The organism is Polynucleobacter sp. AP-Melu-500A-A1, from assembly GCF_018882125.1.
GTDB lineage: Bacteria > Pseudomonadota > Gammaproteobacteria > Burkholderiales > Burkholderiaceae > Polynucleobacter.
Genome location: NZ_JACVOZ010000003.1, coordinates 124551 through 143752, shown reverse-complemented (window position 1 = coordinate 143752; position 19202 = coordinate 124551). Strand labels below are relative to the sequence as shown.

At 44.7% G+C, this 19202-nt stretch carries 20 protein-coding genes; 10 read left to right on the top strand and 10 right to left on the bottom strand.

Annotation, left to right across the window (positions count from 1 at the left end; genetic code table 11):
- Positions 1 to 31 precede the first annotated feature (31 nt).
- From ICN38_RS07215 to cls, 3 genes are read left to right on the top strand one after another with little or no spacing between them, the layout of a single operon-like run.
- Entirely contained in the window at positions 32 to 232 is a 201-nt protein-coding gene (locus ICN38_RS07215) for a hypothetical protein (RefSeq protein WP_216256403.1), read from the top strand.
- The gene (locus tag ICN38_RS07210; RefSeq protein ID WP_216256402.1) at positions 232 to 984 is read left to right on the top strand and encodes an endonuclease/exonuclease/phosphatase family protein; all 753 of its coding nucleotides are present in this window, start codon (positions 232 to 234) and stop codon (positions 982 to 984) included. Before ICN38_RS07215 ends, ICN38_RS07210 begins: the two co-directional genes overlap by 1 nt.
- 44 nt (positions 985 to 1028) lie before the next feature.
- Positions 1029 to 2459: a cardiolipin synthase gene (gene cls, locus ICN38_RS07205; RefSeq protein WP_370624377.1), complete on the top strand. Its 1431-nt coding sequence runs from the start codon at positions 1029 to 1031 to the stop codon at positions 2457 to 2459.
- Here cls and ICN38_RS07200 read toward each other — a convergent pair.
- Together ICN38_RS07200 and ICN38_RS07195 are read right to left on the bottom strand one after the other, a co-directional pair.
- The gene (locus ICN38_RS07200) at positions 2456 to 3640 is read right to left on the bottom strand and encodes a CaiB/BaiF CoA-transferase family protein (protein ID WP_216256400.1); all 1185 of its coding nucleotides are present in this window, start codon (positions 3638 to 3640) and stop codon (positions 2456 to 2458) included. The genes cls and ICN38_RS07200 overlap by 4 nt on opposite strands.
- 11 nt (positions 3641 to 3651) lie before the next feature.
- On the bottom strand, positions 3652 to 4821 hold the full coding sequence (locus ICN38_RS07195; RefSeq protein WP_216256399.1) for an acyl-CoA dehydrogenase family protein: 1170 nt from the start codon (positions 4819 to 4821) through the stop codon (positions 3652 to 3654).
- A gap of 112 nt (positions 4822 to 4933) precedes the next feature.
- Here ICN38_RS07195 and ICN38_RS07190 point away from each other — a divergent pair, with 112 nt between their 5' ends.
- Both ICN38_RS07190 and ICN38_RS07185 read left to right on the top strand, forming a co-directional pair.
- Positions 4934 to 6166, top strand: coding sequence for a CaiB/BaiF CoA-transferase family protein (locus ICN38_RS07190; RefSeq protein WP_216256398.1), 1233 nt, complete (start codon positions 4934 to 4936; stop codon positions 6164 to 6166).
- 8 nt (positions 6167 to 6174) lie between these two features.
- Positions 6175 to 6669, top strand: a complete 495-nt coding sequence (locus ICN38_RS07185; protein WP_216256397.1) for a YqaA family protein — start codon at positions 6175 to 6177, stop codon at positions 6667 to 6669.
- On the opposite strand, the gene ICN38_RS07180 is transcribed toward ICN38_RS07185, so the two are convergent.
- The 8 genes from ICN38_RS07180 to ICN38_RS07145 all read right to left on the bottom strand — a co-directional run bounded on the left by ICN38_RS07180 (position 6666) and on the right by ICN38_RS07145 (position 13735).
- Positions 6666 to 7370 (bottom strand): ABC transporter ATP-binding protein, encoded by a 705-nt coding sequence (locus ICN38_RS07180; protein WP_216256396.1) that lies wholly within the window; start codon positions 7368 to 7370, stop codon positions 6666 to 6668. The genes ICN38_RS07185 and ICN38_RS07180 overlap by 4 nt on opposite strands.
- A 14-nt stretch (positions 7371 to 7384) precedes the next feature.
- Positions 7385 to 8140, bottom strand: coding sequence for an ABC transporter ATP-binding protein (locus ICN38_RS07175; protein WP_216256395.1), 756 nt, complete (start codon positions 8138 to 8140; stop codon positions 7385 to 7387).
- Entirely contained in the window at positions 8140 to 9099 is a 960-nt protein-coding gene (locus ICN38_RS07170; protein WP_216256394.1) for a branched-chain amino acid ABC transporter permease, read from the bottom strand. The genes ICN38_RS07175 and ICN38_RS07170 overlap by 1 nt, the downstream gene beginning before the upstream one ends.
- A gap of 15 nt (positions 9100 to 9114) precedes the next feature.
- A complete protein-coding gene (locus ICN38_RS07165) occupies positions 9115 to 10011 on the bottom strand; it encodes a branched-chain amino acid ABC transporter permease (protein WP_255562757.1) in 897 nt (298 codons plus the stop codon).
- 75 nt (positions 10012 to 10086) lie between these two features.
- On the bottom strand, positions 10087 to 11322 hold the full coding sequence (locus ICN38_RS07160; RefSeq protein WP_216256393.1) for an ABC transporter substrate-binding protein: 1236 nt from the start codon (positions 11320 to 11322) through the stop codon (positions 10087 to 10089).
- A gap of 76 nt (positions 11323 to 11398) precedes the next feature.
- Complete coding sequence (locus ICN38_RS07155) at positions 11399 to 12640, bottom strand: FAD binding domain-containing protein (RefSeq protein ID WP_216256392.1); 1242 nt, start codon at positions 12638 to 12640, stop codon at positions 11399 to 11401.
- A 10-nt stretch (positions 12641 to 12650) separates the two neighbouring features.
- Positions 12651 to 13109 carry a glyoxalase gene (locus ICN38_RS07150; protein ID WP_216256391.1) on the bottom strand — a complete coding sequence of 153 codons (459 nt, stop codon included), beginning with the start codon at positions 13107 to 13109 and terminating at the stop codon, positions 12651 to 12653.
- A gap of 14 nt (positions 13110 to 13123) precedes the next feature.
- A complete protein-coding gene (locus ICN38_RS07145) occupies positions 13124 to 13735 on the bottom strand; it encodes a TetR/AcrR family transcriptional regulator (RefSeq protein ID WP_216862731.1) in 612 nt (203 codons plus the stop codon).
- A 193-nt stretch (positions 13736 to 13928) separates the two neighbouring features.
- On the opposite strand from ICN38_RS07145, the gene ICN38_RS07140 reads away from it, so the two are divergent.
- The 5 genes from ICN38_RS07140 (at position 13929) to ICN38_RS07120 (ending at position 19161) form a co-directional block, all read left to right on the top strand.
- Positions 13929 to 14405, top strand: a complete 477-nt coding sequence (locus ICN38_RS07140) for a CoxG family protein (protein ID WP_216256390.1) — start codon at positions 13929 to 13931, stop codon at positions 14403 to 14405.
- Positions 14406 to 14445: 40 nt separating this feature from the next.
- Positions 14446 to 15300 carry a xanthine dehydrogenase family protein subunit M gene (locus tag ICN38_RS07135; RefSeq protein WP_216256389.1) on the top strand — a complete coding sequence of 285 codons (855 nt, stop codon included), beginning with the start codon at positions 14446 to 14448 and terminating at the stop codon, positions 15298 to 15300.
- A 30-nt stretch (positions 15301 to 15330) separates the two neighbouring features.
- Complete coding sequence (locus tag ICN38_RS07130; RefSeq protein ID WP_216256388.1) at positions 15331 to 15840, top strand: (2Fe-2S)-binding protein; 510 nt, start codon at positions 15331 to 15333, stop codon at positions 15838 to 15840.
- Positions 15841 to 15860: 20 nt separating this feature from the next.
- A complete protein-coding gene (locus ICN38_RS07125; protein WP_216256387.1) occupies positions 15861 to 18257 on the top strand; it encodes a xanthine dehydrogenase family protein molybdopterin-binding subunit in 2397 nt (798 codons plus the stop codon).
- A 127-nt stretch (positions 18258 to 18384) separates the two neighbouring features.
- Positions 18385 to 19161, top strand: a complete 777-nt coding sequence (locus tag ICN38_RS07120) for a 3-hydroxybutyrate dehydrogenase (protein ID WP_216256386.1) — start codon at positions 18385 to 18387, stop codon at positions 19159 to 19161.
- Positions 19162 to 19202 lie beyond the last annotated feature (41 nt).

Sequence of the window (19202 nt, the reverse complement as noted above, 5' to 3'; positions counted from 1 at the left end):
CCTAATAAGAGATATAACCCTAATTTGACCTATGGCCCAAGTAGTTTGCCTCTGTAACGAGGTTTTTGATGAAGAGCTCCGCGAGTATTTAGATATTCATCCTATTAACTCGATTGAAGAGTTGCGGGAGCAGGCATCTATTTGTAATAAATGTATGCAATGCCAAGACTTGGTTGAGGGTGAAATTTACTTAGCTCGCATGCGACGACAGAATACCGCGGGACAGGCTTAATGAATTCTGAAAATAGCACCCGCTTTACCGTGATGAGTATGAATGTCCACAAAGGACTTTCTCCTTTACATCGACACTCGACGATTTATCAGCTACGTCAAAAAATGCGTAGCCATTACCCAGACTTATTATTTTTGCAAGAGCTACAGCAAGAACATCGGGGGAGAGTTCGTCGATTTAGTCAATGGCCCCTAACAGAGTTGACACACTTTTTGTCCGAAGACTTTTGGCATGATTGGCATTACGGAAAGAATGTGGAATATCCTGCGGGTCATCATGGAAATGCGATTCTCTCTAAGCATCCTTTACACAAAGGGCGCAACTATGATATTTCAGCGTATCGATTTGAGCGTCGCGGTTTGCTACATAGCATTACGCAGCTCGAGGGATTTGATAAACCCATTCATTGCTTTTGCGTGCACTTGGCCTTATTTGAACGCGGAAGAGAGCGACAGTTAGAGGAAATCATTCATTACATTGGTGATTTAGCTCAAGGTGGCCCTACCATTGTGGCTGGTGACTTTAATGATTGGCGTAATCGAGTGAGTGCACCGATGCGCGCTGCTGGCTTTGATGAAGTATTTGAGGTCTTAACTGGAGCTCCCGCAAAGACCTTTCCTAGTGTTAGACCGATGTTACCGATGGACCGCATCTATGTCCGCGGCCTAAAGATTCATTCAGTGCAAATATTGCATGAGTGGATGAAGCTATCAGATCACCTTGGTATTACTGCTGAATTGGAACTGTTATGAATGACCTAATAAGTATATTTTTAGAATCTTCTTTTGATTTAAGTGTGAATACACTTCTTGTCATTCACTTTTTACTAGTGACGTATTTCATTGGTATTATTATTTCAGTCAGAATGCCAGTTGGCGTGGCCTTTGCCTGGATTTTCATTGTCATGACATTTCCAGTTATCGGTATAAGCCTCTATGTAATGATTGGTGAGCGTCCAGTAGGTCGTAAGTTAACGCGAAAAATTACCCGCATGAATCGCGAATACGAAAAGATCACTGAGGATATGCGGACTATGCATGCAGGGGATAAGCTCAAATTACCAATTGAAGCTCGCTCATTCAGTCTTTTGGCAGAATCAAATAATGGCACACCTGTAGTCACTGGAAATAAGGTCGAGCTCCATACCAATTCATTGCAGATTCTTCAGCTCTTTATTGATGAGATTAACCAAGCAAAGAAAAGCCTTCATCTTGAGTTCTATATTTGGGCCTTAGGTGGTGATGCTGACCGAGTGGGAGAGGCATTAATTGCTGCCTCTAAGCGTGGGGTTGCTTGCCGTGTTCTATTGGATTCCTTGGGCAGTAAAGATTGGTTTAAATCTAAATGGCCAGCTCGCTTTCGTCATGCGGGGATAGAGGTCACGGAAGCACTGCCTATCCAAATTGGAAGATTTCAATTTCGTCGTGCCGATTTGCGTTTACATCGAAAAATATTTGTGATTGATAACGCTATCGTATGGACTGGCAGCATGAATTTGGTTGATCCACGCACATTTAAGCAAGATTCTGGAGTAGGTGAGTGGGTGGATGCCATGGTTCGGGTTGAAGGTCCAATAGCAGCACAGTTTGAGCTGACATTCGCTTTTGATTGGAGTGTTGATAATCCAAATATTACCCATTTTAGAGATCAACAGCCTTCAATCGCACCTTCTGTGGGTGAAGTCATTGCGCAGGAGCTTGCATCAGGCCCAGTATATCGTGACGATATTTTGTATCAAGTAATGTTGTCGGCAATTATTGATGCACAAGTGGAGTTGACAATCACCACTCCTTACTTTGGTCCAGATGATGGACTCATGCAAGCGCTCATGGCGACCGCTAGACGTGGTGTCAGGGTAACCTTAATTGTGCCCAAATTAAATGATTCAAAACTAGTTGCCTGGAGTAGTAGAAGTTATTACGAAGATCTCTTAAATTCAGGGGTACATATTGCCGAGTTTCATGGCGGTCTTTTGCATACTAAGAGCTTGCTGGTGGATCAAAAAGCAGCTATCTTCGGTTCAGTCAATTTTGATCAGCGTAGTCTGCGACTCAATTTTGAAATCAGTCTTATTGTGTATGACATCGATTTTTCTTCAAAGCTTCAGGTTTTGATCGAGTCATATTTAGCGCAATCTGATTATATTAATCCTAAGGTATGGGCAAAACGGCCACGTTGGCATCATTATTTAGAAAATGCAGCCCATCTTACTTCGCCACTACTTTAAATTGCGCCACTAGAGCGCATATTGTCTATATCCGCTTCAGCTAGGCCCAATTCTTTCAAGATAGCATTGGTATGCTCCCCTACTGATGGAACGGGGTCCATTCGATAGTCATAAGAGTTATTTAATCCAGGTGGCAATAGGGCGGGAATACTTCCTGCTGGTGAATCAACATTAACCCAACGCTCTCGATCTTTTAATTGCTGGTGATTCCACAGCCCTTTCATATCATTGAGGCGTGCATTAGCTATCTGCGCTTTTTCAAGCTTGGCAATCACTTGCTCAGTAGTTAGCTTACTAAAGCATTGATCAATCATTGCCAAGAGCTCAGTGCGCTTTTCATTACGTTTAAAGTTTTTATCAAAGCGTTCATCCAGTGCAAGGGCAGGATTCTCAAGAACGACCTCGCAGAATTGCACCCATTCCCGTTCATTTTGTAAACCCAACATCACAGTTCCGCCGTCACCAGCTTGAAAGGGGCCATAGGGATAAATGGTTGCATGTGAGGCGCCATTTCTAGGAGGAGGCTGGGCACCTTCAAAGGCGTAGTACATCGGAAAGCTCATCCACTCACCCAATGCCTCAAGCATAGAGACATCAATGACGGAGCCTCTACCAGTCTTGCCACGTTGTAATAGCGCTGCCAAAATATTGGAATAGGCATACATCCCTGCGGCGATATCAGCGATGGAGTTACCGGATTTACTGGGTGATTCTGGAGTTCCAGTTACTGATAAGAATCCTGCTTCACTTTGGATGAGTAGGTCGTAGGCTTTCTTATCACGATAGGAACCATTATTACCGTATCCCGAAATGTCACACAAAATTAATTGCGGATTCTCTTTTTGTAATAGCTCTGGGGTTAGTCCCATGCGTGCAGTAGCACCAGGGGCAAGGTTCTGCACTAAAACATCTGCAGTTTTTAGAAGGGCCTTGAGCGCGGCAAGAGCTGAGGGTTGCTTGAGGTCTAAGGTTAAGCTTTCTTTAGAGCGATTGACCCAAACAAAGTGAGAACTTTGCCCTTTGACTTGCTTGTCATATCCACGTGCAAAGTCTCCAGTGCCAGGACGCTCAACCTTGATGACACGTGCTCCCAAATCAGCAAGTTGTCTCGTGCAAAAGGGTGCCGCAATGGCATGCTCTAGTGAGACTACAGTAATTCCGTCTAAGGGACGAACACTCATATCAATTCCAATTAAAAAGATCTTGGAAGGCCAAGAATATGTTCGGCCACGTAGGAGTAGATTAAATTGGTGGAAATAGGGGCAACTTGATACAGACGCGTTTCTCTAAATTTTCTTTCAACATCGTATTCATTGGCAAAGCCAAAGCCACCATGGGTTTGCAGGCATACGTTGGCCGCTTCCCAGGAAGCCTTGGCAGCTAAGTATTTAGCCATATTCGCCTCTGGACCACAGGGTTGATGATGATCAAAAAGTTCACAAGCTTTGAAGCGCATTAAATTTGCCGCTTCAGTTTCTATATAACTATCAGCAATCGGGAACTGAATTCCTTGATTTTTTCCAATTGGGCGATCAAATACCACTCGCTCATTGGCATAGTTACGCGCACGATCAATAAACCAATAGGCATCACCAATACACTCGGCGGCAATCAATACTCGTTCTGCATTTAAACCATCTAAGATGTATTTAAAGCCTTGACCTTCTTCACCGATGAGATTTTCTGCAGGAATTTCTAGATTATCAAAGAAGACTTCATTGGTTTCGTGATTGACCATGTTGGCAATTGGTCTGACTTCCATGCCATTACCAATTGCGTCTTTTAGGTTGACGATAAAGATCGACATACCCTCGGATTTTCGCTTTACTTCATTAATAGGAGTAGTGCGTGCTAATAAGATCATGAGGTCAGAGTGCTGGATACGAGAGATCCAAACTTTTTGACCATTGATGATGTACTTATCCCCCTTTTTCACTGCGGTCGTTTTTAACTTCGTGGTATCTGTACCAGTAGAGGGCTCGGTAACAGCCATACTTTGAAGGCGTAATTCACCGGAGGCAATTTTAGGTAGATATAGTTGCTTTTGAATATCGGACCCGTGGCGTAGCAAGGTACCCATGTTGTACATCTGTCCATGACACGATCCTGAGTTTCCGCCTGAAAAATTGATTTCTTCCATGATGACTGAGGCTTCAGCTAAACCCAATCCTGAGCCACCATACTCTTCGGGGATTAATGCGGCTAACCATCCAGCGTCAGTCATTGCTTTTACAAAAGCCTCTGGGTAACCACGTTCATGGTCAATTTTTTGCCAATAAGCTGAGTCAAAGCTCTTGCTTAGGTCGCGCAGGGCTTCACGCATATCTTGGTATTGATCTTGCTTTGGGATGGGTTGATTCATTAAAGTCTCAGTTAATAGATTTTCTGGTTTATTTCGTGATTTGCACAATAGTTTAAGCAAGATTTGAAAATCCGTGAAAATAGTCAAAAGAAGGGGAAAATAGCCTCTAGGAATGAATAAAAGGGACAAGACCTTGCCGATAGAAAAGAACCACCAGCAAATCCTCTCAGGAATCAAAGTCCTGGAATTAGGTCAGCTAATTGCCGGACCATTCGCTTCTAAAACGCTAGCTGATTTTGGAGCTGAAGTCATTAAGGTGGAATCACCAGGTGAGGGCGATCCATTACGTAAGTGGCGGATGCTCCACAAGGGAACATCGGTCTGGTGGCAGGCTCAGTCTAGGAATAAACAGTCAATTGCTTTGGATTTGCGTGTTAAAGAAGGGCAAGCCATTGCGCGTCAATTGGCGCTTGAGGCTGATGTTGTCATTGAAAATTTCCGGCCAGGTACTCTTGAGAAGTGGGGTCTAGGCTGGGAGGAATTACATCAAGCCAATCCCAAATTGATTATGTTGCGAATCTCAGGCTATGGTCAAGATGGGCCACGACGGGATGAGCCAGGATTTGCGGCAATTGGTGAAGCAATGGCCGGTTTACGCCACATCACAGGGCATCCTAATGAGATACCTGTACGCGCTGGCGTTTCTTTAGGCGATACGATTGCTGGTCTACACGGTGCTCTTGGTGTCTTGTTAGCTTTGTATGAACGTGATGCTCGGGGTGGTGAAGGGCAGATGATTGATGTGGCACTGTATGAGGCAGTCTTTAACCTTACGGAAAGTTTGCTGCCTGAATATTCAGCTTTTGGCGCTATTCGACAGCCTGCAGGCGGTGCCTTACCTGGAATAGCCCCCTCCAATGCTTATCGCTGTAAAGATGGTCAGTATGTTTTGATTGCTGGCAATGGAGATTCGATTTACAAGCGCTTAATGGCATTAATTGGACGCTCAGATTTGGGTGAAGATCCCACTCTTGCTCGTAATGACGGTCGAGCCAAGCGAGTGCTTGAAATAGATGCTGCAATTAATGCATGGACCGGCACTTTATCTATTGACGAGGTCTTGAAAGGACTAGTTGAGGCGCAAGTTCCTTCCGGAAAAATTTACACTGCTAAAGATATTTCTGAAGATCCTCACTATCATGCCCGCGGTGTCATCGAAACGGTAGAGGGAGCTGACGGTCTTAAAGTTCAAGTCCCCGGAATTATTCCAAAGCTATCGCAAAATCCCGGAGCGATTCGCTACCGCGCCCCAACTTTAGGCGAGCATACCAATCAAGTCCTTAGAGCTGCAGGTCTAACAGACGAGCAAATTACCCTCCTGAAAAAATCAGGGGTGCTCGCTTAGTGGAGCAAATGTTCGGACATTTTTTTTCATGGTTTGGATTACCTTCGGTGGGTTTACCTGCGGTATTCATTAGTGCATTTATTTCAGCAACGCTCATTCCGATTGGGTCTGAGCCTATCCTATTTGGCTATGTCTCAATTGAGCCGCAGATGTATTGGATAGCCATTATGGTCGCGACAGTTGGTAATACCTGTGGTGGTATGTTTGATTGGTGGCTTGGTTTGATCAGTAGAAATAGCTTTGAATCGCTAAAGGGCCCAACGCATGGCCGGGTACACACTTGGTTGGCGGCGCGGGGACCAAAAATGCTGCTGCTATCTTGGCTACCGGGTTTTGGAGACCCTCTTTGTTTTGCTGCAGGATGGCTTCGACTTGCGTGGCTACCATGCCTAATCTACATGTTCTTTGGTAAATTATTTCGCTATCTCACGATTACCTGGTTGCTTACTTTAGTGCCCAATAGTTTTTGGCATCAACTCGGACATTGGCTGCATTTAATTTAAACAGCGCAATATTTTTGCTGAATCTCATCGTTATTGAGAAGATTCTGAGCGGTGTCATGAAACACAATTTTTCCTTGATCCAAAATATAAGCCCGATCTGAAATCTTCAAAGCCTGCTGCACATTTTGCTCTACCAAAAGGATAGTCAAACCCTTTTGCTTAAGATTGGCAAATAACTCAAACATCTCTTCGACCAAAACAGGCATGATACCTTCAGATGGCTCATCTAATAATATGACCTTAGGTTTTCCAATCATCGCTCTAGCAATTGCCAACATTTGTTGTTCACCACCGGACATAGAAGTGCCGTCTTGATCAAGGCGTTCTTTAAGGCGAGGGAAGGTTTGTGCTATTTCATCAACCATTGCACTCATATCACCACGATTCTTCTTTGCAATGATGCCAAGTTCAAGATTCTCTTTAACAGTGAGACCGGGAACAATGCGGCGATCCTCAGGTACATAGGCCAACCCAAGATGAAAGCGAGCATGAGCTGGCATATCTAAGAAAGAGGTGCCATCAACAGAGGCAGAGCCTTCGCGCTTTGAGAGTAGGCCCATAAGGGATCGCAAGGTGGTTGTTTTTCCTGCCCCATTGCGCCCCATCAGAGTCACAATTTCTCCTTTATTGACATCAAGGGAGACGCCTTGCAAGACATGGCTTCGGTCGTACCAGGCGTTTAAGTTTTCAACACGCAACATAGATCGCTTTCGATTTAACCTTGACCCAGGTACACGCGGCGTACCTCAGCATTATTTTGAATTTCTTCTGGAGTACCTTCAGCCAAGAACTCGCCATGGTGAAGAACAATGATACGTTTGCATAAACCCATAATCAGTTTCATCTTGTGCTCAACCAAAATCACCGTACGCTCATTTGCTAGGATGCGGATGAGATCCATCATGACAAGAGTCTCTTCTGGGGACATTCCGGCAGTAGGTTCATCCAAGAGCAGCAGACTGGGATTGCAAGCCAAAGCCATCGCAATCTCTAGAGCGCGTTGTTGGCCATGAGCTAAATCCCCAGTCTTCTTATTACGCAAGTGTCCAAGATTCACTCGCTGTAAAAGTTGATCTGCCAGTTCAATCGGGCCAGGATAGCTTTGCGCATTGCGTAAAAAGTTGTAGCGAGCCGTTTCCATTTGTGCCGCAACACGAACATTTTCATGAACGCTTAATTGCTTAAAGACATTGGTAATTTGAAAGCTTTTGGATATTCCAATGCGAGCAAACTCATACTGCTGCATACCCGTAATATCTTTGCCATTAAATAATATTTGGCCGCTAGTCGGAGGGAAGGCGCCGCTCAGAACATTAAAGAAAGTACTCTTTCCTGCACCATTAGGACCAATAATGGCAGTCAAAGTTCCGGGCATAAAGCTTGTGGAAACATTTTGTAATGCCTTGAACTTACCAAAGCTTTTGCTGACATTACGGGCTTCAAGAATAGGGGTCTGAGTAGTGTGATCCATTATTTTGAATCCTGCTGAATTTGTAGTTTGCTCAGAATAGTTCCCCAGATTCCCTTGGGGAAAAACAAGACAAAGAACATAAAGATAATACCGATGACAGCCATCCAGTGTTTAGTAAAGGTTGTGACCACATCTTCAAGGTAAAGCATGACTGCAGCGCCAATAAAGGGTCCAAAGAAAGTGCCCATGCCACCCAAGATGCTCATCATCACTGCCTGTCCCGATTGGAGGTAATGTAAAGAATCGATAGGTACGATGGAGAGATGTAGGGCGCGCAATGAACCTGCTAATCCACAAATGGCCGCAGATAAAACGAATACTAATAATTTCGTTCGAGTTACATCAAAGCCACAAGCCGAAGCACGCTTTTCATTTTCACGAATAGCCTCCATGACTGCGCCCAGCGGTGAGTTTAGGATGCGAGAAATAAACCAAATAGCAATCACTACAAAAAAGAGAATGATGTAGTACTTCACTAAGGGGTTCAAAAAATCTACAGGAATGCCCAGGATATTGAAGGTATCGACCCTCACTCCGCGTAAACCATTTTCACCACCAGTCAAACTTTCGGCTTTATAAAATAAGTAGTAGATGATTTGACCTAATGCCAAGGTCACCATTGAAAAATAAATTCCTCGGGTACGAATTGCTAGGAAACCCATGATAAGACCGGTAATGGCTGCACCAATAACACCAATCAGGATGGCTGTTCCCCAAGGTAAGCCGTAATGAACAATGCTGATACCCGTAAGGTAGCTACCGGCTCCTAAAAAAGCCGCGTGGCCAAATGAAAGTAAGCCCATATAACCAAAAAGCAGATTAAAGCCCATCGCAAATAAACCAAAGATCAAGATATTGATCGCCAAGGCCTCATACGGCATGATGAAGGGAAAGATCGCCAAGAAAAGCGTGCTAGCGAATACGCGGTGACGTACGACGAGTTGAAAAAAAGAATTCATATAGATCACTGAGCCTTAACCCATCGCTCCAGCTTTACCAAAAAGTCCCTGTGGGCGAATTAATAGTACTACCGCCATGAGGACAAAGATTGAGAGCTCTGAAAGTGCAGGAAAAAAGAGTGATGTCATGCTGTAGACAACACCCACTAATAAGCCAGCAACTACGGCTCCAACAGGAGAGCCCATGCCACCCACCACGGTGACCACAAAAGACTCCGCCAGAATCGGTATGCCCATCTCAGGATTTACGGAGCGGGTAGGAGCGGCTAAGATGCCAGATAAGCCAGCAATGGCACAGCCAAGAGCAAATACCAACAACCAAACCTTAGCAATATCTACCCCAAGTACTTTTACAATCTCTTGATCGGCAGCGCCCGCTTTGATAATGAGCCCGTAACGGGTTTTTTGAATCAAGAACCATACTCCAAAAATAATGACTGCTGTCGCTGCAATCAAAAATAAACGGTATTTTGGGAAGTAGCCAATACCTACATTGACCGTACCTCCAAGACCTTCGGGGGTGACTGATGGAAGTCCTTCGATACCAAAGGTAACGCGCATTACTTCAATCAATACATAGGAGAGTCCAAATGTAAGCAAGAGGGGGTAATCAAGACCACGACCATACAGAGGTCTCACTAAGAAGCGTTCCGTTAACAACCCCAAGCAACCTGTAATGATGGGGGTTAGTAATAAGCTAAACCAGAAGTTTCCAGTGATACCTAAAAAGTAGATTCCCAAGAAGGCGCCAACCATAAAGAAAGCACCATGTGCAAAGTTCACAACATTGAGCATGCCAAAAATAAGGCATAAGCCCAAAGCTAAAAGTGCGTAAATACTACCCAGGGCAATTCCTGTGAGTAGTTGCATGCATAAAAGCTCGAATGTTAGACCAGTCATAGATGTACTCAAAAAAACTCCCCTTGATCCAAAGAGATCAGGGGGAGTAGATCAAGGTATTCAGATAAATACCTTAAAGTTTTAGCCTTAGGCTTTGTGGCCCAATTCTGCGCAAGAACGCATGTTCTTTTCAGTGGTTGGCTCAATCGTCAAAATATTGAAGACGTCATACTTGTCTTTCATATTCTTGGACTTAGACTCTACGATAATGACGGTCTGAACTGCTTGATGGTCGCACTTGCGATAGTACTCAGGACCTTTGTACCAATCGTACTTCAGGTTTTCCATAGCAGTAACCACTTTCATGGTCTCAGTTGACTTGGCAATCTTGACGGATGCGAGAACACTCTTAACACCAGCATAGCCTAGTGCGCCGTAATCGGAGGGTACTGAGCCGTTATACATTTTACGGAATGCATCGTTAAATGCTTTAGCAGTTGGAATACGATCTTCAAGGCCCCAATAATAAGAAGTTCCGCCGATGATTCCTTCAAATGCCTCTGGACCACCAGCAAGACGGGCGGTGTAAAGCAAAACAGGCGCCATAATTTTCATACTCGACTTTAGACCAAAGTCAGTACATTGTTTGGCAGCATTTACTAGATCGCGACCGAAGTTACAAAGCACCAAAATATCTGGGTTTAATGCTTTAATGCGTGGCAAGAAAGCAGAGTAATCAGAAGCACCCAATGGATGGCGAATATCGGCTAGCGTAGTGGCGCCCATTTCTTTTCCAGCACGCTCAAATGCACGTACCATTTCATGGCCATAGGCATAGTCAGCAGTTAAGAACACAATCTTTTTACCAAAGCGTGGAATAGCGTAGCGAGCTAGTGCGCCCGCAGTCATAGTTGGGTTTAATGCTTCATGGAAGGTATATACACTCCAGTCTTTTGCTTCGTTAATAGCGTCCGATTGACTGATAGAGTTAAAAAGAATTTTACGTTCTTTGCAGACTGCATTGATGGAGAGTTGAGTAGCGGCTGACAGAGACCCCACAACGTAATTCACTTTATCTTTTTCAATCAACTCTAGGGTGCGAGTCGCAGCTTCGCCTGGATTTAGTTTGTCATCACGCACTAACAGCTCTGCTTTACGACCATTAAAGCCACCAGCATCATTAAATTCTTTAATAGCCAATTCTGCAGCTTTGACTTGATCTTGCGCCTCGGCAGAGAAAGGTCCTGTGAGTGGGACTGGAAAGCCGATCTTGATTGTGTCAGCCTGGGCATTGGCAACATTTAACCAAAGAGGAGTGCTTGCTACAGTAGCCCCACCGATTAAAACTTTTCTTCTTGTTTGATTCGTTACTTTTTGTTTCATGGTTGTCTCCTCCATATAAAACTTTGTTTAAATAAGAATACTTTTTTATGCTCTAAATCTTAACTGAATGGGCCAATTAATGGGTGGATTCAGGTACCGCTTTCCCTTGGGCTAATAATTCACTAATATCAATCGCTGTTTCTGCCATCACTGTATCTGCGTTTCGCTTCATATTTTCGCTATTTGAGGCGCCTTTACTACCTTGAGCCTGCATATAGCGGCCTAAATATTGGGCTCTAGCGACCACCTGTTGCCCAAGCTTCAGACGCTCATTTTCGTAGGCTTTTAATGCCTGCGGAGTCGCACCTAACTCAGAAATATATTTAGCAATCACAATTGCCTCATCACCAGCTTTAGTAACACCCATACCTACATGGGGTCTGCCAACAAATGCTGCATCACCCATCAAGGCAATTCTCCCGAACACAATTTGTTCTGAGCGCACATCATAGATTGCCTGTAAGAATGGGGATGCTGTTTTTTCTAAAATCTCTGCATACTGAGGGGCTAGGATTTCTTGTGCTTTTTGACGCATCTTGGCAATATGTTTTGAAGAGACTTTAAAGGGTGGAATGCCAGTCGGATAGTAATGACCTTCATCATCGGTTAAGAGACTAACAAGCTCACCATGTTCAGAGGCAGGGCGGTACCAAACAAAGTTGTATCTTCGCTTGCCTGGTCGGGTATCGTTGCCTGAACCGGCTACCGGATACCCTAGCATTTGTTCTCCATTGGGAAGGCAAAAACCAAAGCGATTAAATAAAGTATCTAAGGTGTAAGCAGAGAGGCATGCTTCGTCACAGACTCCACGCCACGCAATATAACCTGCATACTCAGGCTGAATATCGGGGGCAACTTGCGCTCTAACACTTGAGCGGATGCCGTCGGATGCAATTAATAGTTCTGCGTTGTATTGAGTACCATCTTCACAGTTGACATGTACCATGTCGACATCTTGATTAACAGTTGTAACAGTCTTACCTTGAAGGTAGCGCTCGCTTGGAAAGTTTTCCTTCAGCATGTAGTACAAACGACTCCATGAGGTAAGTACCTGAGGTAATTCCATTTCGCCAAGACTTTGACCATTAGCACCCAGGGTCACCCGCTTATTAACTAGTACGCCAAGCGTATCATCTACAGCAATTCCAGCAGCCCGAAGCGCTGTGGCTAATGCATCGTGCGTCACAATTCCGGCGCCCCTACCATCAAGAGATCCAATCGCTTTTTCTAATAAGGTGACATCATGCCCTTGACGCAGCAATATATTGGCCGCAAATAAGCCTCCAAGTGATCCACCGACTACTAGAATTTTTGCCATGAAATCTCTCTTACGCTGCCTTGGCATCTAGGGCAGCTTTTTCTTCTGCCGGGTAGTTCAGTTCAATCACTACTCCATTGGGATCATCTAAAAAGATCTGATGCAACTTCAGGACCGGAACAGTGCGCTCTCGATAGGGGATATTGAGAGATTTCAGGAGCACTATTTTTTCTTCAAGACCCTTGGCAAAGAAGGCGATATGGTCAACTGCTCCGGATCCGAACAAAGAGGCTGGATCGCGCTCCCCAAGGTATTTCTTGAGGCCATTGGGATCATTCTTATCAATTGCGATCAAATGGAGTACGGCATTAGCCCAGCTATTTTCATCACCGTTGTAAAGCCAAACACCAGGAAAAGGAAACTCTGGTCTAGGCCCAACTGTTAAGCCTAACAACTTGCTAAAGAACTCTGTAGTTTTTTCAATTTCAAGGCTACGAATAGAGAAATGATTGAGACTTAAGTTTGACATATCGACCTTTAGAATTAAGTAAAAAGAGATTTAGCGGAATGAAGATAAGACTGAACTCGATCGCGAATAATTTCTTGCTCTGTATCTGGACTTTCAACAGCATAGATCGCTTGACCATAGATCCAGCGGCGCATCCCAATATAGAAGACGCCGCCATGCAACCCCATCAGAAATTCTAATTCACGTTGTGTGGGCTTAGTAGTAGTTGACCTCCCGCAATACTTTCGAGTTTCTCGGATCAGCCTTGGCAATAGGCGGGAGCGTAAGAGTTCGAAGAAACGATCACTAATAGAATGATCACTTAAGCCTGAGAAAATCAAAATTCGCACAAAGTCATAAGTTAAGACCGTGTTGGAATAATCTAAATAAAAAGCATTGAACTTTTCTTCTGGTGTAAGCAACTCATCATCCAGTAGATCTTCCCATTCTGGCTTCCAGCGAGATTCAAATACCTCTTTATAGACCTCTTGAATAAGAGCATCTTTAGTGGGAAAGTAGTGATAGAGCAGGGTATGCGTAACACCCAATTCTTTTGTCAGATTTCTGAGTTGGCCATCAATGCCATGCTTAGCAAAAAATTGAATGGCGCGATCCAAGATTTGACGTTTGCGCTCACCGGTACTCATCCTTCGCCTAATTGGCGCGACGGAATCTACCGAATTTTCGGCTTGATGTGGGATCGAAATACTTTCTTCAGTAAAACGCATGGATTCTCAGGGTTTATCCGAATTTGGACTTATTGACCAAAAGTTAAATAATGGTACATTGTTGAACAATTGGTCGATAAGACTCTATTCGTACAAACCCCAAGGAGAGTAAATGGAACTGAATGGCGAGCAACTCATAGCCGCTCCTATCCCTGATGTATGGAGGGGTTTGAACGATATTGATGTGCTTTCTAGGTCCATTCCAGGTTGCGAAGAAATCAGTCGAATTTCCCCTGAAGAGGTTCATGCCAAGGTAATGTTCAAGATCGGACCTGTCCGAGCCCGTTTCTCGGGTAAGTTACTTCTGAGCGACATCATTCCTGATCATTCTTGTTCAATGGCCTTTGAGGGCTCTGGCGGTGCCGCTGGTTTTGCCAAAGGCAAGTCACGTGTTGAACTAAAACAAGCTGAGGGCGGTACCTTAGTTACTTACACCACTGAAGCTTCGATTGGTGGGAAGTTGGGTCAAATTGGCGGGCGCTTAATCAGCGCCTCGGCAAAAAAGATTGCAGACGATTTCTTTCAGAAATTTGCAAAAGAATTAGGCGGAGAAACAGAGGCACTTGAGTCTGGCACTGGTAGTGAGTAGTTGGTAGTTAAAAAGATAAATAAGTAGTGGAGGAGACAAAATGAAAGCCGCAGCATTTGATTACGTAAAGCCAAAGGCCTTGCTCGAAGCTTTATCTTTATTGTCTGAGGCGGGTGAGGATGCGCGCTTAATTGCGGGCGGTCAGACTTTGCTTGCCACATTAAATATGCGTCTTTCAGAGCCAAGCATATTAATTGATATCACTGATATTGCAGAGCTCAAAGGTATCAGCCTGAATGGTGATCAACTCAGAATTGGAGCGCTAGTCACTCACACCGCAATTGAAGATTCAGAATTAATTGCTAAACATGCACCGCTATTAAAGGCTGCTGCACCTCATATTGCTCATCGTGCAATTCGTAATTTAGGCACCTGGGGTGGATCATTGGCATACGGTGATCCAGCAGCAGAATGGCCGGCATGCAGTTTGACTTTAAATGCCATCATGATTATTCATGGGCCTGCAGGCGAGCGCCGTATTTCTGCCCAAGATTTTTTCATTGATCTTTATACAACTTCACTTGAGCCAGATGAGATTCTGGTAGCAACCGAAATTCCAGTGGCTAGTAACGATCAAGTTTTTTATTTTCATGAGCTAGCGAGAAGGCATGGAGACTATGCAGTTGCTGGTTTAGCAGCAGTGGCAAAGAAGCAGGGAGATAGCTTAAGCGAGTGTGCTTTTACCTTCTTCTCTGTGGGCGCAACACCAGTAATGGCTACTAGCGCACAAAACATAGTTGATGGTCAAAAGATTGATGAAGCCTTGATTGCTAAAGCGGTTGCTGCAGCGCGTTCTGAGATCGAAGCGATTGCTGATATTACTAATAGTGCAGAAGCCAAACAACACCTCATCGGTGTTTTGCTTGAGCGTGGCCTTAAGCACCTCATTTCCTGAAATACGTCAGAAAAGAATGTGGAGATTTTGATGAGTATTAAGAAAAAAATTGCAATGACTGTCAATGGCGTATCTGTCAAAGCTGAGATAGAGCCGCGCACCCATTTGGTGGATTTTTTGCGTGAAGAATTGCACTTAAAGGGCCCCCATCTGGGTTGCGAACAAGGTGCTTGTGGCGCTTGTACCGTCAAAGTAAATGGTCAAATCATTCGTGGATGTTTGTATCTAGCGATTCAGGCAGATGGTTGTGAGGTTGAGACGATCGAAGGTCTCACGAAGAGTGGTGCCTTGTCAGATCTTCAGGAGTCCTTCATGCGACGCAATGCTATGCAATGTGGATTTTGCTCCTCTGGAATGTTACTTGCCGCCGCTGAATTAATTGAAGAAAGACCAAAAGCAACACGCGAAGAAGTGCGTGAATGGATCTCTGGAAATTATTGTCGTTGCACTGGCTATCACTCTATTGTGGACGCTATCGTTGATGTATTAGATGCGCGTTCCAAGGGTCAAAAAATTAAAGCCGTTGTTGCCCACGCTTAATCAATTTAGGAAACCGTAACATGAATAAGCCTAGCGATTTGAAGGGACTGGTATTGGATCCAGTGACTAATGATCAGCGTTATATTGGAAATAGTGAGCCAAGACATAGTGCCCGACGCCTCTTGGAAGGTCAGGGAACCTATATCGATGATATTAAGTTGCCGCGCATGGGACATGTTGTCTACTGGCGCTCTCCTGTGGCCCACATGAAGATTGGGAAGATCCACAAGGAAGAAGCTAGCAAGATGCCTGGCGTACTTGCCGTGGTTGATGGCGTGGAAATGGCAAAAATCTGTAAGCCTTGGGTAGCTACTTTAGGTCACTTAGTGGGTATGAAGTCTGCGCCACAATATGCTTTAGCAATTGATCGAGCCTGTTGGCAGGGTGAGCCTGTAGTTGCAGTTGTAGCCGAAACTAGAGCGCAAGCTGAGGATGCCTTGCAGTTGGTTGATGTCGAGTGGGAAGAATTGCCTGCTGTGGTTTCCATGGAGACTGCTCTAGATCCACAGACACCGTTAATTCATCCGGAGCTTGGTGATAATTTATGTTTCACCCGTAGTTTGGATGTGGGCAATGTAGATGAGGTATTTGCCAGTGCTGATGTAGTCGCTGAGGCTACTTTTGGCTTCGGTCGTCATACGGGTGTCACCTTAGAGCCTCGTTGTCAAATTGCAGATTACAACCCAGGTGAGCGTCGCTTAACGGTATATCACTCGCAGCAAGCACCGCACATGATGCAAGATTTGTATTGCCGTCAATTTGGATTATCAGAATCGGATGTACATGTTATTTGTAAGGATGTTGGCGGGTCCTTTGGGATTAAAGTGCACGCTTATCCAGACGATTTTGCAACCGTAGGATTGGCGATGATGCTCGAGCGTCCAGTAAAGTTTGTAGCTGATCGACTTGAGTCCTTTACTAGTGACATTCATGCGCGTGAACATCGCATTAAGGGCCGTATTGCCGCTAATAAGGCGGGCGATATATTGGCCTTTGAGATTGATGATTTAACAGCAATTGGTCCTTACTCCATGTTTCCCAGAACCAGCGCGATTGAAGGTAATCAGGTTGTGAATCTAGTGGGTGGGCCCTATAAGCATCAACACTATCGTGCCAAGCTCAATGTTGTATTCCAGAATAAAACCCCTACTTGTCAATATCGAGGAGTGGGACATCCCATTGCGTGTGCTGTCACTGAAGGCTTGGTTGACTTAGCCGCTCAAAAATTGCAGATGGACCCATTGGAGTTTAGAAAGCGCAATGTGATTCCAGATGATGCATATCCATGCTCTGGAATCTCTGGAATTAAATTGGAAGTTCTATCGCACGAGCAATGCTTGCGTACTATTGAAAAGATGATGGATTATTCTGCTTTACGTAAAGAGCAAGAGCAGTTACGAAAGCAGGGTATCTATCGCGGTATTGGCTTTGCAACGCTGATTGAATTGACCAATCCAAGTCCAGCGTTTTATGGTGTTGGTGGTGCACGTATTGCATCACAAGATGGGGCATCAGTGCGCCTAGATCCAAGCGGAGTGGTATCTGTCTTGGTTGGTGTAGGTGAGCAGGGGCAAGGTACTGAAGGTATTTATGCCCAAATTGCTGCTGATGCAGTGGGCGTCTCTATTAACCAAGTACGTATTGTTACTGGTGATACCGATGTCACGCCTTATGGTGGTGGAACATGGGCATCTCGAGGTGCTGGTGTTGGTGGTGAAGCAGTACTACTAGCATGTCAAGCATTACAAGAAAATATTCTTAAATTAGCTGGTGCAATTTTGAATCGACCTGCAACAGATTTGTCAGTGCGCAGAGGTCATGTACTTGATAAGGCAAGTGGAGAACAACTATTGCCCTTTAGCGAAATTGGGCGAATTGGTTACTTCCGAACGGACACCTTGCCACCAGGTTTTTCAGCGGATCTGATGGTGACGCGTCATTACACGCAAAAAGACTATCCATTTATCTTTACCAATGGCGTTCAAGCTTCATATGTAGAAGTAGATCCTGAAACTGGCTTTGTTAAATTGCTTAAGCATTGGGCTGTTGAAGATTGTGGACGAGTACTTAATCCCATGTTAGTTGATGAACAAGTTCGTGGGGCAATTGTGCAAGGTATTGGTGGTGTTTTGTTTGAAGAATGTTTGTATGACGATAGTGGCTTACTGCGCAATGGCAGCATGGCAGACTATTTAGTACCCATGGCCAATGAAATGCCCGATATTGAAGTGGCTCACGTAGAAACCCCCACTCAATCATCCAAGTTGGGTGCAAAGGGCGCGGGTGAGGCTGGTACTGCGGGTGCACCGGGTGCGGTTCAAAACGCAATTAATGATGCCCTTGCACCATTTAATGTAAACGTCTTTGATCAGCCAATTACTTGTGAAAAGATCCTGCGCGCACTAAAAAAGATCTAGTTTTTTAGTTTGGAACTTTTTCTTGGTGCATACCCCATCCTCATAGGAGCTTGGCATCCTGTAACATCAAGTGCTTAAGGGTCTGTATTGAATGACTCTATGGTTAACTTGATACGGTATCGAAGATATGTCCACATTAAAAGGTAAAACAGCCCTGGTAACAGGTTCGACTAGCGGTATTGGTTTAGGAATAGCGATTGGTTTGGCAAAGCAGGGTGTCAATATTATGGCCAATGGCTTTGGCGAAAAAGATGACGCATTAGCGCAAATTAAAGCCTGCGGTGTCGAAGTCGATTATCACGGCGCTGATATGACTAAGCCCGCTGAAATTGAAGATCTCATTAAGCAAACTGAAAAGCGTTTCGGCACTTTGGACATCTTGGTGAATAATGCGGGAATTCAACATACGGCAAATATCGAAGATTTTCCTGCTGATAAGTGGGATGCCATTATTGCGATTAATTTAAGCTCCGCTTTCCATACAATCCACCATGCATTGCCTGGTATGAAAAAGCGCAATTGGGGGCGCATTATTAATATTGCCTCTGTCCATGGCCTAGTGGCTTCTACACAAAAGGTGGCTTATATTGCAGCTAAGCACGGCATCATTGGATTAACCAAAGTGACTGCTTTGGAAAATGCACGCACTGGTATTACTTGTAATGCCATTTGCCCAGGTTGGGTCTTAACGCCTTTGGTGCAAAAGCAGGTGGATGCACGTGCTGAGCGCGAAGGAATTTCCAATGATGCGGCAAAGCAAGCACTCTTATCTGAAAAGCAGCCCTCAGGTGAATTTGTTACTCCTGAACATCTCGCGGCCTTGGCAGTATTTCTCTGTGGGCCAGATGCCTCTGAGGTCCGTGGCGTAGCCTGGAATATGGATGGCGGTTGGGTGGCGCAATAATTTCTTAGTGCGCACTCCGCATCACTATACAGCCGAGCAAT

Excerpts from the sequence above, each read along its gene's own strand:
- ICN38_RS07215 (WP_216256403.1), top strand. The coding sequence starts at position 32 with ATGGCCCAAGTAGTTTGCCTCTGTAACGAGGTTTTTGATGAAGAGCTC.
- ICN38_RS07210 (WP_216256402.1), top strand. The coding sequence starts at position 232 with ATGAATTCTGAAAATAGCACCCGCTTTACCGTGATGAGTATGAATGTC.
- ICN38_RS07200 (WP_216256400.1), bottom strand. The coding sequence starts at position 3,640 with ATGAGTGTTCGTCCCTTAGACGGAATTACTGTAGTCTCACTAGAGCAT.
- ICN38_RS07195 (WP_216256399.1), bottom strand. The coding sequence starts at position 4,821 with ATGAATCAACCCATCCCAAAGCAAGATCAATACCAAGATATGCGTGAA.
- ICN38_RS07190 (WP_216256398.1), top strand. The coding sequence starts at position 4,934 with ATGAATAAAAGGGACAAGACCTTGCCGATAGAAAAGAACCACCAGCAA.
- ICN38_RS07185 (WP_216256397.1), top strand. The coding sequence starts at position 6,175 with ATGTTCGGACATTTTTTTTCATGGTTTGGATTACCTTCGGTGGGTTTA.
- ICN38_RS07180 (WP_216256396.1), bottom strand. The coding sequence starts at position 7,370 with ATGTTGCGTGTTGAAAACTTAAACGCCTGGTACGACCGAAGCCATGTC.
- ICN38_RS07175 (WP_216256395.1), bottom strand. The coding sequence starts at position 8,140 with ATGGATCACACTACTCAGACCCCTATTCTTGAAGCCCGTAATGTCAGC.
- ICN38_RS07170 (WP_216256394.1), bottom strand. The coding sequence starts at position 9,099 with ATGAATTCTTTTTTTCAACTCGTCGTACGTCACCGCGTATTCGCTAGC.
- ICN38_RS07160 (WP_216256393.1), bottom strand. The coding sequence starts at position 11,322 with ATGAAACAAAAAGTAACGAATCAAACAAGAAGAAAAGTTTTAATCGGT.
- ICN38_RS07155 (WP_216256392.1), bottom strand. The coding sequence starts at position 12,640 with ATGGCAAAAATTCTAGTAGTCGGTGGATCACTTGGAGGCTTATTTGCG.
- ICN38_RS07150 (WP_216256391.1), bottom strand. The coding sequence starts at position 13,109 with ATGTCAAACTTAAGTCTCAATCATTTCTCTATTCGTAGCCTTGAAATT.
- ICN38_RS07145 (WP_216862731.1), bottom strand. The coding sequence starts at position 13,735 with ATGAGTACCGGTGAGCGCAAACGTCAAATCTTGGATCGCGCCATTCAA.
- ICN38_RS07140 (WP_216256390.1), top strand. The coding sequence starts at position 13,929 with ATGGAACTGAATGGCGAGCAACTCATAGCCGCTCCTATCCCTGATGTA.
- ICN38_RS07135 (WP_216256389.1), top strand. The coding sequence starts at position 14,446 with ATGAAAGCCGCAGCATTTGATTACGTAAAGCCAAAGGCCTTGCTCGAA.
- ICN38_RS07130 (WP_216256388.1), top strand. The coding sequence starts at position 15,331 with ATGAGTATTAAGAAAAAAATTGCAATGACTGTCAATGGCGTATCTGTC.
- ICN38_RS07125 (WP_216256387.1), top strand. The coding sequence starts at position 15,861 with ATGAATAAGCCTAGCGATTTGAAGGGACTGGTATTGGATCCAGTGACT.
- ICN38_RS07120 (WP_216256386.1), top strand. The coding sequence starts at position 18,385 with ATGTCCACATTAAAAGGTAAAACAGCCCTGGTAACAGGTTCGACTAGC.